The organism is Pseudomonas sp. 32A (assembly GCF_052682255.1).
This window is the reverse complement of sequence record NZ_JBQYLY010000001.1, coordinates 4499219-4512054: the sequence shown is the minus strand read 5'-3', so window position 1 is coordinate 4512054 and position 12836 is coordinate 4499219. Positions and strand designations below refer to the sequence as shown.

14 protein-coding genes are annotated in these 12836 nt (G+C 61.7%); 9 read left to right on the top strand and 5 right to left on the bottom strand.

Annotation, left to right across the window (positions count from 1 at the left end; all coding sequences use genetic code 11):
* Positions 1–56: 56 nt before the first annotated feature.
* Complete coding sequence (locus tag ACUN0G_RS20795; protein WP_258347292.1) at positions 57–572, top strand: DUF1003 domain-containing protein; 516 nt, start codon at positions 57–59, stop codon at positions 570–572.
* A gap of 26 nt (positions 573–598) precedes the next feature.
* On the opposite strand, the gene ACUN0G_RS20790 is transcribed toward ACUN0G_RS20795, so the two are convergent.
* A complete protein-coding gene (locus ACUN0G_RS20790; RefSeq protein WP_445574164.1) occupies positions 599–1483 on the bottom strand; it encodes a LysR family transcriptional regulator in 885 nt (294 codons plus the stop codon).
* A 79-nt stretch (positions 1484–1562) separates the two neighbouring features.
* On the opposite strand from ACUN0G_RS20790, the gene ACUN0G_RS20785 reads away from it, so the two are divergent.
* Positions 1563–2258 carry a CTP synthase C-terminal region-related (seleno)protein gene (locus ACUN0G_RS20785; protein ID WP_445574163.1) on the top strand — a complete coding sequence of 232 codons (696 nt, stop codon included), beginning with the start codon at positions 1563–1565 and terminating at the stop codon, positions 2256–2258.
* Positions 2255–2578 (top strand): antibiotic biosynthesis monooxygenase family protein, encoded by a 324-nt coding sequence (locus tag ACUN0G_RS20780; RefSeq protein ID WP_445574162.1) that lies wholly within the window; start codon positions 2255–2257, stop codon positions 2576–2578. The genes ACUN0G_RS20785 and ACUN0G_RS20780 overlap by 4 nt, the downstream gene beginning before the upstream one ends.
* A gap of 206 nt (positions 2579–2784) precedes the next feature.
* Here the strand turns inward: ACUN0G_RS20780 and ACUN0G_RS20775 are convergent, their stop codons facing one another.
* The gene (locus ACUN0G_RS20775; RefSeq protein WP_258347296.1) at positions 2785–3108 is read right to left on the bottom strand and encodes a DUF2025 family protein; all 324 of its coding nucleotides are present in this window, start codon (positions 3106–3108) and stop codon (positions 2785–2787) included.
* Between the two features lie 231 nt (positions 3109–3339).
* On the opposite strand from ACUN0G_RS20775, the gene ACUN0G_RS20770 reads away from it, so the two are divergent.
* On the top strand, positions 3340–4467 hold the full coding sequence (locus ACUN0G_RS20770) for a glycerophosphodiester phosphodiesterase (RefSeq protein ID WP_445574161.1): 1128 nt from the start codon (positions 3340–3342) through the stop codon (positions 4465–4467).
* Positions 4468–5163 (top strand): AraC family transcriptional regulator, encoded by a 696-nt coding sequence (locus ACUN0G_RS20765; RefSeq protein WP_445574160.1) that lies wholly within the window; start codon positions 4468–4470, stop codon positions 5161–5163.
* A 42-nt stretch (positions 5164–5205) separates the two neighbouring features.
* Here ACUN0G_RS20765 and ACUN0G_RS20760 read toward each other — a convergent pair whose 3' ends face one another.
* Positions 5206–6084 (bottom strand): sterol desaturase family protein, encoded by an 879-nt coding sequence (locus ACUN0G_RS20760; protein WP_445574159.1) that lies wholly within the window; start codon positions 6082–6084, stop codon positions 5206–5208.
* A gap of 140 nt (positions 6085–6224) precedes the next feature.
* Here ACUN0G_RS20760 and ACUN0G_RS20755 point away from each other — a divergent pair, with 140 nt between their 5' ends.
* From ACUN0G_RS20755 to ACUN0G_RS20740, 4 genes are all read left to right on the top strand, one after another.
* Entirely contained in the window at positions 6225–6530 is a 306-nt protein-coding gene (locus ACUN0G_RS20755; RefSeq protein WP_445574158.1) for a PepSY domain-containing protein, read from the top strand.
* Between the two features lie 184 nt (positions 6531–6714).
* Positions 6715–7890: a GAF domain-containing sensor histidine kinase gene (locus ACUN0G_RS20750; RefSeq protein WP_445574157.1), complete on the top strand. Its 1176-nt coding sequence runs from the start codon at positions 6715–6717 to the stop codon at positions 7888–7890.
* A gap of 100 nt (positions 7891–7990) precedes the next feature.
* The gene (locus ACUN0G_RS20745) at positions 7991–9013 is read left to right on the top strand and encodes a transporter (RefSeq protein WP_177027663.1); all 1023 of its coding nucleotides are present in this window, start codon (positions 7991–7993) and stop codon (positions 9011–9013) included.
* 214 nt (positions 9014–9227) lie between these two features.
* Positions 9228–10844 (top strand): inorganic phosphate transporter, encoded by a 1617-nt coding sequence (locus ACUN0G_RS20740; RefSeq protein WP_445574156.1) that lies wholly within the window; start codon positions 9228–9230, stop codon positions 10842–10844.
* Positions 10845–10949: 105 nt separating this feature from the next.
* Here the strand turns inward: ACUN0G_RS20740 and ACUN0G_RS20735 are convergent, their stop codons facing one another.
* The gene (locus tag ACUN0G_RS20735) at positions 10950–11924 is read right to left on the bottom strand and encodes a 5-oxoprolinase subunit C family protein (protein ID WP_445574155.1); all 975 of its coding nucleotides are present in this window, start codon (positions 11922–11924) and stop codon (positions 10950–10952) included.
* Complete coding sequence (locus ACUN0G_RS20730; RefSeq protein ID WP_445574154.1) at positions 11921–12799, bottom strand: 5-oxoprolinase subunit B family protein; 879 nt, start codon at positions 12797–12799, stop codon at positions 11921–11923. The genes ACUN0G_RS20735 and ACUN0G_RS20730 overlap by 4 nt, the downstream gene beginning before the upstream one ends.
* Between the last annotated feature and the right edge of the window lie 37 nt (positions 12800–12836).

The following is a 12836-nucleotide window of genomic DNA, read 5'->3' as shown; positions in this document are numbered from 1 at the left end:
GTCAAGGGCTCGGTCTATAGTGGTGGCTTGTCTTACGCCACGGATTCGAGCCCGCCATGACCCCGGATAAACCTGAAGCCCACGTTGACCATCTGCGCTTTCACCGTAAACACGCCCATCTCGCGCCGACCTTTGGCAACGACACGTTTGCGCTGAAAGCCGAAGCCTTCGCGCGCTTCTTTGGCACCCCGACATTCCTGGGGGCGCAAACGGCAATCGTGATTCTGTGGGTCGTGCTCAACATGACCGGCATCACGCACTTTGACGTGTATCCGTTCATTCTCTTGAACCTGGCGTTCAGCCTGCAATCGGCCTACGCCGCGCCACTGATCCTGCTGGCCCAGACCCGCCAGGCCGCACGGGACAAGGCCCAGTCCGACGCCGACGCCCAGCACCGCGAAGCCCTGGCCGTGGCCAACACCGAACGCCAGGCCCAGGCGGCGCAGACCACCAAGCAATTGCTGGAACTGCTGGAACAGAACACCAAGCTCACCGAGATGACCAAGCAACTGACCGAACGCATCGAAGGGCTGACCAGCGAAATGCACGACCAGTTCGTGCGCAAGACCTAGCCCTCCCATGCATCCAGCTCCCACAGTCAGTGCTCCGGCAAGCGCACATGCTGGCCCAACTGATCAAATAACGTAACCACCGAGCGCAGCGCCCGGCAATCGGGGCGCGTCAGCAGCCACAGGGCCGTGTCGTGCCCCGTCAGCGGCGGGCTCAACGGTTGCAGGCCGGCGCCCAGCAAGTAATCCGGTAACGCCGCTACACCGAGTCCCGCGCGCACCAGTTCGGTCACCGAGACCATGCTGTTGCAGCGATAGGCCGGCATCACTCCAGGCAAGTGCTGGCGCCGCCAGGTGACAGTGGGATGATCCGGCAGGAAGTCATCCGGCGCGATCCAGCTCAGGGCGGCCAGCGCCTTGCCTGCATGCTGGCGGGCATAGTCGGCGCTGGCACACACTCGATACGACACCGTGCCCAGGCAACGTCCTACCAGATGCTCGGGCGGGGCCTTGGTCAGGCGCAAGGCGATATCCGCATCGCGGCGGCTGAGGTTGGCAAAGTCATTGGAGGTGCTCAGCTCCAGGGTCAGCGCCGGGTAGCCGGGCATGAAGTGCACCAGGGCCGGCAGCAACAGTGACTGCAACACCGAATCCGTGCACGTCAGGCGCACCGTGCCGCTGATCACTTCACCGCCCTGCTCCACCCCCACACGTGCCGCTTCCAGCGCCTGTTCGGCACGTTCGGCCTGTTCGGCGAGGGTGGTAGCCAAGGTGGTGGGCAGGTAGCCGGCTCGGCTCTTTTCGAACAGTGTCTGGCCCAGCGCCGCCTCCAGCCGCCGCACCGCGCGAAACACCGTCGAGACATCCACCCGCAGCAACCCCGCCGCCCGTGCGAGCGTGCCACCCCGCACCAGGGCGAGGATCAGGGAAAGGTCGGGGTAGTCGATCTGATAGTGCGCAGCTGCATTGAACATGTGGGCTAACGCCAATATTGATTGCGTGAGCGCCAATCTATAGTGAGCGCCAGGACTCAACAAGCCACGGATACCCGCGATGAATAAAACCACTCTGCACCTGGCCCTGATCGGCGACTACGATGCACAAGTCACCGCCCACCAGGCCATTCCCTTGGCGTTGCAACAGGCCGGCGCGGCGTTGGGCCTGACGGTGCGGTTCGACTGGCTGGCCACCGACACGATCAAATCCACCGAACAACTGCAGCACTACGACGGCTTCTGGTGCGTTCCCGCCAGCCCTTACCGTGACTTGGAAGGCGCACTGCTGGCCATCCGTTATGCCCGCGAACAGCGGCGCCCTTTCCTCGGCACCTGCGGCGGTTTTCAACATGCGGTGCTGGAATATGCCCGCAACGTGATGGGCTGGGCCGACGCAGAACATGGCGAACTGGCGCCCGACTCGCCGCGCGCAGTGCTCACACCTCTGACCTGTGCGCTGGTGGAAGCGACTGACACCATCCGCTTGATGGCCTATACCCGCATCGCCGAGGCCTACGCCACCCTGGATATCCATGAAGGCTACCGTTGCCGCTATGGCATCAATCCAGACTTCGAAAGTGCATTGCTGGAAGCCGACCTGATTGCCACCGGCCATGACTCGGCGGGCGACCTGCGGGCAGTGGAGCTGCTGGACCATCCGTTTTTTGTCGCCACCCTGTTCCAGCCGGAACGTGCGGCTCTCAAAGGCATCACACCGCCGCTGGCAATTGCACTGCTGAAGGCCTGCGTATGATCGCCAACACGCCCAAGCCGCCGTACTACGCGGTGGTGTTCAGCTCCCTGCGCACTGAAGGCGACAACGGCTACGGACAAGCCGCCGACCGCATGCTGGAACTGGCCCGGCAACAACCTGGTTTTCTCGGCGTGGAATCGGCGCGTGGGGAAGATGGCCTGGGCATCACCGTGTCCTACTGGAGCAGCGAAGCCGCGATCCTGGCGTGGAGGCAGCACGCCGAACACACCGAGGTGCGCGAACAGGGGCGCTCCACCTGGTACTCGGCGTGCCATACGCGGGTGTGCAAGGTGGAGCGGTCTTACGCGTTCGAGCGGTGAAACATCAGCCTGTGTAAAACACTTAATGTGGACAAGGGAGGCTCTGTGGTGAGGGAGCTTCTGTGGCGAGGGAGCTTGCTCCCGCTGGAGTGCGCAGCGCTCCCAAGATTTTGGGGCCGCTACGCAGCCCAGCGGGAGCAAGCTCCCTCGCCACAGCAAGCTCCCTCTCCACAAAAAGCGCTCTAGCCACAGGGACAATGTGGCATTCAACTGACCAGACTGCGCACCGCACTGATCTGCGGAATCTCCACCCGGCGCATATACACCCGCAGCGGTTCGGTGATGTTGATGCGATCGTCGATGTTCTGGTCCAGCAGCAATTGGATCCGCTCGCGGGACAGGGTCATGGCCTGCTCGTCAACCGGCTGCCAGACAAACTCGGCGGTCGGGATAATGCCGTCGTCGGCCACGTCCATGCCGAAGGCGTCTTCGCTGAAACGAACGATGTACTGGCCAGTCTTGCGGTTCAGGCCGACAAAACCGTGGAGTTGGTCGGCGGCCTGGCAGATAAGCTCGGAGGTGATGCGCATGGTAAACCTCACTGAAAAGTCCTGTTTGGACTGGAAAGATGGTTTACACGCATGGCAGATAATCTGCCCTCTGATGGGGCAGCTGAGGGCAAGAGTACTGCATGGCACCGCACAAAAGTGCAGAAAAATGGCCCGTGAACACGTTAATGTCGGTTTGGTGATAGCGCCATTCGCAAGCAATTGTTAAAAAGGAGCCCTTCTCAAAGTTACCTCCACGAAAGGACTTCGCTTATGCCTGTCACGTTTACCAAGAGTGCCCTGCTGCTGGCCCTGATGCTGGGCCTTGGCCACGCACAGGCGGCAAGCCCGATCAGCCCTACCGAACTCGCGGCCAACGAAGGCATTCCAAACCCTGCCGTCATTGCCCACCGTGGCGCGTCCTTCGATGCACCGGAATCCACCGCCGCCGCCTACAAAGTCGCGCGCGACCTGGGGGCCGACTACCTGGAAATGGACCTGCAACGCAGCAAGGACGGCGTGCTGTTTGCCCTGCATGACAACAACCTGCAACGCACCACCGACGTTGCCACCAAATTCCCAGAGCGCAAGGACAGCCCGGCCAACGAGTTCACCTGGGCCGAGCTTAAAACCCTGGACGCCGGCAGCTGGTTCAACGTCGCCTACCCGGATCGCGCCCGCCCTGGCTTCGTCGGTTTGAAAATCCTCAGCCTGGACGAAATCATCAAGATCGCCGAAGGCAACCCGCAGCACAAACCCGGCCTGTACATCGAAACCAAAGAGCCGAAGCAATTCCCGGGTATCGAAGCCGACCTGAAGAACAAGCTGCTGGACAAAGGCTGGTTGAGTTCCACCGGTTCCAACCAGGCCCAGAAAAACATCGGCGTCGGCCAGGGCAAGGGCCGCGTAGTGCTGCAAACCTTTGAAAAGGACAGCCTCAAAGAACTGCAAAAAGAGATGCCCAACACCCCGAAAATCCTGCTGTTGTGGGTCGGTGAAGGCAGCATCGAGCCAAAATCCAAGGTGACCTTCGCCGAGTCCGGCGAGCCGAGCAAAGCCGCCTACTACGCCAAGCAAGAACCGAAGGACGCCGCCGAGTTCGAAAAATGGGTCGACGAGGCCAAGAGCCTGGGCGCCATCGGTACTGGCCCTTCGGCACAGCTGACCAACCTGGGCGACCAGAGCTATTCCGACCTGGTCAAACCCGAAATGAACCAGTTGACCCACGACAAAGGCATGCTGGTGCACGTGTACACCGTGGATGAGCCGGTGGACTTCGACAAGGTGATGAAAGCCGGCGTCGACGGCATCTTCACCAACCGCGCCGCCGAACTGCTGAAGTACTACAAACGCTGGCCGTCCTCGAGTGTGGCCGACCTGCTGCAGGACAACGGTTACTGAGTGAGTTCCGAATGGTCAGGTCGCCTGTGGCTGGGGCCTGACTACGGGCTGATCCTGGGTATACCGGGGTGCACCGCGCCCCACGCACATTATGCCCACCAGTTGATGTTCTCCCCGGGCGGGCCGATCACGGCCAGCCTCGATGGCCGTGTCATCACGGCCCATCGCCTGTTTATCCCCTCAAGAATGCCCCACGCCCTCCTCCACTCCCATGGTGAAGTGTTGATGGTGTATGCCGAACCTGGCGCGTTTGACCTCGACTTTTTGCAGGCCGCCCTGGCCGACAGTGAACTGTCCCTTGAAGCACTCGAGCGTACGCTGCGCCAATTGCCGAGACGCGCACTGGAAGATGCCCGGGTGGAGCGCGCGCTGTTGGCGCTGGATCAGCAGTTGAGCGGCAAGGTCTCGGCTCACGCACTCGCACAGGCAGCGCATGTGTCGTTGAGCCAGTTGGAACGCTTGTTCGCCAACCAACTGGGTTTGCCGGTACGTCGCCTGGTGCTGTGGCGTCGCTTGCAGGTGGCACTGGGACTGGCGCTCGGCGGCAGCACCTTGACCGAGGCTGCACATGGCGCCGGGTTCGCCGATTCGGCGCACTTTTCCCGGACCATGAAGCAACTATTTGGCGTCACGGCCGGGGCGTCGTTGCGCAAGCTGCAACTGACACTGCTGCCACTGATGACGCGAGCATCCTGAATGAACGCGGTGCCCTCAGGTTTTTCGCGAGCAAGCTCGCTCCTACAGTAGGTCGGTGGGAACCGGTGGCTCCTTGCTCAATCGCACCTTCCTGAATGGATCACGCAACTGCGCCACATACCCCCGTGGAAAATCCGGCCGGCTGCCAATCCCCAGATCGCCCTGGCCCATTCGATAGTCATGGCTGTAAAACGCCGTGCCCAATAGCCAATCCCATAGATTGAAAAACAAGCCGAAATTCACATCCCCTGCCCGGCCATATTTCATGTGATGAAAACGGTGCACCGGCGCCCAGGCGAATACCCAGCGCAGCGGCCCCAGGCGCATGTCGACATTGGAATGCTGCAACAGCAGTTGAACGGCAATCGCCAGGGCCAGCAGCAGCGCAACGTCCGTGGGAATGCCCAGCAGGATCAGCGGCAACAAACCCGCCGTGGCTTCGAGCATCTGGTGCAACGGATGCTTCATCAAGCCATTGAAACCGTACAGCCGCTGCACGCTGTGATGCACCGCATGCAGGCGCCACAAGGCCGCGACTCGGTGACTGGCGTAATGCATCAGGGTGATGCCCGCATCGGCGATGAAGATCGCCAGCAGCAATTGCGCCCAGAGCGGCCACGCCCGTGGCCATACGCCGTCAACGGCCAGCAACGCGGTCAACACCGGCAAGATCAACAAGCCCGCGGCATTGAGACCTTCGTTGACCACCGCATGAATCACGTCGCGACGACGATCTCCCTGGTTGCGATTCCACTGCGGCTCATAGGGCAACCACCACTCCGTAACACACGACACCACCACCGCGCAGGCAAATACCAGCGCCAGCCACTGCGGCTCATCCACCTGCACCCACCAGAGCGCCCACCCGATAAATCCCACCCAGAACAAGGGCGCATACACCCAGGCCATTAACTGTTTCATCTGTGCCTCCCGTAAGTGAGACGCCAGCATGAAACCCCGCACTCGCCGCCGATTGAACAAACGGCGCAATCTTAAGGGTGAGTTAAGTTGCGCTGGTTAACCTGATCCCACTTAAACAGCTCACCCCAAAGGATCACACCATGAAAAACCTGACCGCTTTGTTCGCCGCTGCCGCCTTGACCCTTACCGCTGGCTTGGCCCAGGCCGACGTTCGCCCGGACCATATTCCGGGCCTGCTCAAGTCCGGCGACATTATGGATTTTGAAAAACTCAACGCCAAGGCAGTGGCCCAGCACAAAGGCGCCACCATCGTTGACACCGAACTGGAAGACAAAGCCGGCCGCCTGGTCTACGAGACCGAACTGCGTGACACCGCCAATGTGAAGTGGGACGTGAAGCTGGATGCCAAGACCGGTGAAGTCCTGGAAAACAAGCAAGACACCTGAGTTAAACCGTAAAAACGCCGCGCCGCCTTCGGGCCGCGCGGCTTTTTTATGCGCGCTCGTCGCCGAGAAGAGCAAATAGTCTAATTCCTGTGAACGAATTTGTACCTTACGCCGCCAGCTCGCTAGAATCCCAATCATCAGCCAAGGCACAACGCCAGCAGCATCAGGACCGAGACCGCGCGCCATGGGGCAAAAAGCCGCCGACATTGCCACCATTGGCCGAATCAGCGCTGTACCGGCGATTCTGCAGGTGATCAGTGAAATGACCGGCTTGCGCTTCGCGGCCGTAGCGCGGGTCACCGACGATTCCTGGACCGCCTGCGCCGTGCGCGACCAATTGGACTTCGGCCTGCCCGTGGGTGGCGAGTTGGACCTGACCACCACCCTGTGCCACGAAATCCGCGGCTCCCACGTCTCGATCGTGATCGACAAAGCCAGCGAAGACCCGCTGTACCGCGACCACCACACGCCACGCCTCTACCACTTTGAAAGCTACATCTCGGTGCCGGTGTTTCGCACCGACGGGCGTTTCTTCGGCACCATCTGCGCCCTGGACCCGAACCCGGCACAACTGCGCAGCAGCACCATCCAGTCGACCATGGAGTCGTTTGCCCGGGTGCTGTCGCTGCAGATCGAAGCCGAAGAAAGCCTCCAGCAGACCGAAGCCGACCTGCAGCAGGAGCGGGAAACCGCCGAACTGCGCGAACAATTCATCGCCGTGCTCGGCCACGACCTGCGCAACCCGCTGTTCGCCATCAACGTCGGCGCCGAACGGCTGCTGCGCAAACACCCGGACCCGGCCACCGACACGCTGGTGCGGCACATGTTGGCCAGCGGCCGCCGCGCCTCGCAATTGGTGGAGGACGTACTGGACTTTGCCCGTGGCCGAATGGGCAGTGGCATCCCGGTGAATATCGGTGAGTGCGCGGGGCTGGAAGACACCTTGCAGCATGTGGTGGACGAGGTGCAGCACGTGCACCCCAAGCGGCTGATCCACGCCCGCATCGGCAATCTCAACGGCGTGAAAGGCGACCGCGAGCGGCTGGCGCAACTGCTCTCCAACCTGGTGGCCAACGCCATCAGCCACGGCAGTCCCGAAGGGCCGGTTGAAGTCAGTGCACAGGTCAACGCCGGCACGTTTGAGTTAACGGTGAAAAACCTTGGGCTGATCAGTGAGCAAGCCATGCCGCTGCTGTTCCAGCCCTACTCCCGACCGACGGGCGCCCTGCCCCAGGCCGGGTTGGGCCTGGGGTTGTACATCGTCAAACAGATTGCCGACGCCCATGGCGGGCGGCTGGAAGTGTCTTCCAGCGAGCAGGACGGCACGGTGTTTAGCTTCAGTTTGCCCGCAGGCGATTGACGGCCACCTCAAACCGTCACAAAAGCGTCAAATTCAGTTGCCATGATGCGCTCAAGTGAACCTGTGAAATCTCCTACAGGCACTTTCCCTGCGAGCCTCCATGAACCACAGCATCGACCATAGTCACCAGGACTCCGACCTGTTTGGCTTGCTTTACGGTTTTCGTTTTCGCCCCGGTGAAAAGGGCGAACAGATTGACTCAGCCACCGCCCTGGCGGCCTTGCAGCAACCCGGTGACCCCGAAGAATTTCTGTGGCTGCATTTGAACCTGGCCCACGCCGCCTGTGAGCGCTGGATGCAGGCGCACCTGAACCTGCCGGAAGAATTCTTCGAAGCCTTGCACGAAGGCTCGCGCTCCACCCGCATCGAACACGTGGACTCGGCCTTGTTGGCGGTGGTCAACGACGTGGTCTTCAACTTCAGCAGCATGGTCTCTTCAGACATTTCCACCTTATGGGTGTGCGCCCGCAGCCGGCTGTTGATCAGCGCGCGCCTGCAACCGCTGCACTCGGTGGACAAGCTGCGCTCGTCAGTGAAGGCCGGTGAACACTTTCGCTCGCCGCTGGAACTGCTGGTGCATTTGCTGCGGGACCAGGGCGAGGTGCTGACGCAGATCGTGCGCAAGACCAGCCTCAGCGTCGACCAGATCGAGGACCAGTTGCTGTCGTCACGCCTGTCCACCAACCGCGCCGAACTGGGCGCCGCGCGCCGGGTGCTGGTGCGCCTGCAACGGCTGCTGGCCCTGGAGCCGGGCTCGTTGCTGCGGCTGCTCAACCGCCCGCCGCAATGGTTGCAGAAGGAAGACGTGAAGGAGTTGCGCAAATCCACCGAGGAGTTTGCGCTGATCATCAACGACCTGATGGCGTTGGGCGAGCGCATCAAGCTGTTGCAGGAAGAGATCGCCGCCAACCTCAACGAGCAGAGCAACCGCACGCTGTTCACCCTGACCGTGGTCACGGTGCTGGCGTTGCCGATCAACATCATTGCCGGTTTCTTTGGCATGAACGTCGGTGGCGTGCCGCTTTCTACAGACCCTGAAGGCTTCTGGATTCTGGTGGCGCTGGTGGCGACGTTTACCCTGATTGCCGGGCGTTGGGCGTTTCGCAAGCGCAAGGATTATTGAATTTGAAATGCGATCAATGTGGGAGCTGGCTTGCCTGCGATAGCGGTGGTGACTGATACACCGCTATCGCAGGCAAGCCAGCTCCCACATTTGATCGGCGGTGTTTTATAGACCAGCGGCAACTTCAATTCCCTAAACACTGATTTATCGCAGCATCTCTGTAACATTCTGCAACGATCATGACCGACATCCTCCCCACACTGGATGCTCCGGCATGGCCACCCCTTCCCTGACTGCCTCCACACACGCTTCCACCGCCGACCCCAAACCGCGCCTGGACAAGAAACCGGGCCTGGTGACGGTGATCATTTTCTTCGCCGTACTCGCCATGGGCCTGTTGTTCACCGCCTACAGCCTGATGCACGACATGCACGAGCTGGGCACGGTGGTCACCACCTGGACACCGTTTCTGCTGCTGGGCGTGGCGCTGTTGATCGCCCTGGGCTTCGAGTTCGTCAACGGTTTCCACGACACCGCCAACGCGGTGGCCACGGTGATTTACACCAACTCGCTGCCGCCGCATTTCGCGGTGGTGTGGTCGGGCTTTTTCAACTTCCTTGGTGTGCTGCTGTCCAGCGGCGCGGTGGCGTTCGGCATCATCGCCCTGCTGCCGGTGGAGCTGATTCTGCAGGTGGGCTCCTCGGCCGGCTTTGCGATGATCTTCGCGCTGTTGATCGCCGCGATCCTGTGGAACCTCGGCACCTGGTGGTTAGGCTTACCAGCTTCGTCGTCCCACACCTTGATCGGCTCGATCATCGGCGTGGGCGTGGCCAACGCACTGATGCATGGCCGTGACGGCACCAGCGGTGTGGACTGGGGCCAGGCGATCAAGATCGGTTACGCACTGTTGTTGTCGCCGCTGATCGGCTTTGCCTTCGCCGCCCTGCTGTTGCTGGCGCTGCGGGCCTTCGTGAAAAACCGTTCGCTGTACAAGGCGCCAAAAGGCGACACCCCGCCACCTTGGTGGATTCGCGGCATGCTGATCGTCACTTGCACCGGCGTGTCGTTCGCCCACGGTTCCAACGATGGCCAGAAGGGCATGGGCCTGATCATGTTGATCCTGGTGGGCACCCTGCCGATGGCCTACGCGCTGAACCGCACCATGCCGGCCGGTGAGTCGTTGCAGTTTGCCGCCGTGGCCGAAGTGACCCAGGCAGCCCTGGTAAAAGCGGCGCCGCAACTGGCGCCTGCCGACTCGCGCGCCACCTTGTCGACCTACGTCCGCACCAAGGAAGCCACGCCGGAACTGGTGCCCGCCCTGGCGAACATCACCGGGCATATCGGTGAAGAAGTGAAGAGCTACGGCTCCCTCGCCGCCGTGCCGGCCGAGGCCGTGGGCAACGTGCGTAACGACATGTACCTGACCAGCGAAACCATCCGCCTGATGGACAAGGGCAAGGTCGGCAACTTCGACGCCGACACCCAGAACAAACTGCAACTGTTCAAGCAACAGATCGACAACGCCACACGGTTTATCCCGCTGTGGGTCAAGATCGCCGTGGCCATCGCCCTCGGCCTGGGCACCATGGTCGGCTGGAAACGCATCGTGGTGACCGTGGGCGAGAAGATCGGCAAAACCCACCTGACCTACGCCCAGGGCGCCTCGGCCGAGATGGTGGCGATGCTGACCATCGGCGCGGCGGACATGTATGGTTTGCCGGTGTCCACCACCCATGTGCTGTCGTCGGGCGTGGCCGGGACCATGGTGGCGAATGGTGGTGGGTTGCAGATGAAGACCATCCGCAACTTGCTGATGGCCTGGGTGCTGACGTTACCGGCGGCGATTCTGTTGTCGGGTAGCCTGTACTGGCTATTCACCAAGTTGTTCTGACACAACCCGATAAAAATGTGGGAGCTGGCTTGCCTGCGATAGCGGTGGTGACTGATACACCGCTATCGCAGGCAAGCCAGCTCCCACAGGGGTTCGGCGGCGTTCTCAGGTATTAAACAACCCACCCATCACCTTCAACCGCTTTTTGTACACCCGCCGCGCCTCAAGCGCTTCCTCCAGCGTCACCGCCACAAACCCCGCCCGCTGGTTCGGTTGCATCTGCCCGATCAGATCCAGGTCGGCACTGATCACCGTGCCAATCATCGCGTAGCCACCGCCCGACACCGCGTCCCGGTGCAACACGATCGGTTCCAGCCCGGCCGGCACCTGGATCGAGCCGATGGGGTAGCAACTGTCGACGATGTTCGACGGATCAGACCCGGCACCAAACGGCTGTTCCCGTGGCTGAAAGCTCAACGCGCTACCACCCTTGAAGCGATAGCCGATGCGATCAGCCTCCGAACCGACCGTCCACGGCTCGGCAAAAAAGCTGGTTTTGGCACCGGGCGTCAGCCGCTCGTAATACAGCCCCGGCACCACCCGCAGCGTCACGTCCCCGCCCACCGATTGGCGCAACGCCATGGGCAAACTATTCCCCGCCCGGCCTTTGCCGCTGGCCTCGCCCAAAGGCAATTCATCACCCTCCACCAGCCGCCGCCCGTGAAAACCGCCCAACGCGCCCAAGGTGTAAGTGGACCGGCTGCCCAATACCAGCGGCACGTCGATACCACCGGCCACCGCGAGGTAAGTCCGTGCGCCGGCCTTGGGAAATTCAAAGCGCAGCACTTGCCCGGCCCGTACTTCAAACGCGGTGTCCTGATGCACTACCACACCGTCCAGGCGCGGCGACATCAGCGCACCGCACAGCGCCACCAGGGCGTCTTGCTGAAACTCCAGTTCCGGCCCGATCAGCGTGCATTCCAGCCCGGCAGCACCAATGGGGTTGCCCACTAGGTGGTTGGCCGCGCTCAACGCGTATTGGTCCAGCGCGCCGGACGGCGGGATGCCGAGGTGGTAATAACCTTCGCGGCCCAGGTCCTGCACCGAGGTGGCGAGGCCAGGTTTGAGTACCTTGATCATGCCAGCGCCTCCTGCAGGGTTTTCGGGTAGCCAATGGGGTCGGCGAGAAAAGCATCGAGGGAAAACTCCACCGGACGGATGCGCAGGTCGAACCGCCCTGCGTCCACTTCAGCCACCGCCAGGTCATAGGCATCGCGGTCCATGGGTTTGAACTGGACGATGTCGCCGGGGCGGAAGAACACCATGTGTTCCTTGAGGTACGCCAACTGCTGTTGCGGGTCGTAGATCGGCGCCGGGGTGACGCCGAACATCTGGTAGCCGCCGGCGCCGCGCACCGAATAAATACAGCCGAAGCAGCCGCCATGGCCGAGGGTCAATTTCGGCGTGTCGGTACGTGGACGCAAATACTTGGGCACCTGCAACTGCCGCTCGCGTTCCACCATCTGGAACATGAACGGCAAACCTGCCACAAACCCCACCATCGAGACAAACCACGGCGCGCCACTGTGGGCCGCGATAAACGCCTCCACGTCTGCCAGGCCGTTGATCCGCGCGGCGTATTCCAGGTCGGTGCCGGTGGGGTCTTGATGCCGGTCGCGAAAACGCATCAGGGTTTCATGGGTCCAGGGGTCGTTGTACAGCACCGGCATTTCGATGATGCGGGTGTGCAAGGTGCGTTCGGCCACGGCTTGGGCTTCGGCGCTTTGCACCGCGTCCAGCAGCACGTGGGGCGCGATGCGGTCCGGGTCGAAGCGAATCTGGAACGAGGCATTTGCCAGGCAGACGTCCAGCACACCGTCCAGGGCCAGGCGCTCCACCGCGCGGGTGACGGCCATGCCCTTGAAGAAGGCCTCCAGGGACATGCTCTCGCTGACCTCGGCAAACAGGTGTTCATCACCGCCAAAGCTGTAGCGGATCGGGGAAGATTCAGCCATGTCTGTTCCTCTTGGAATCATTGTAGAAAGGCAGGCA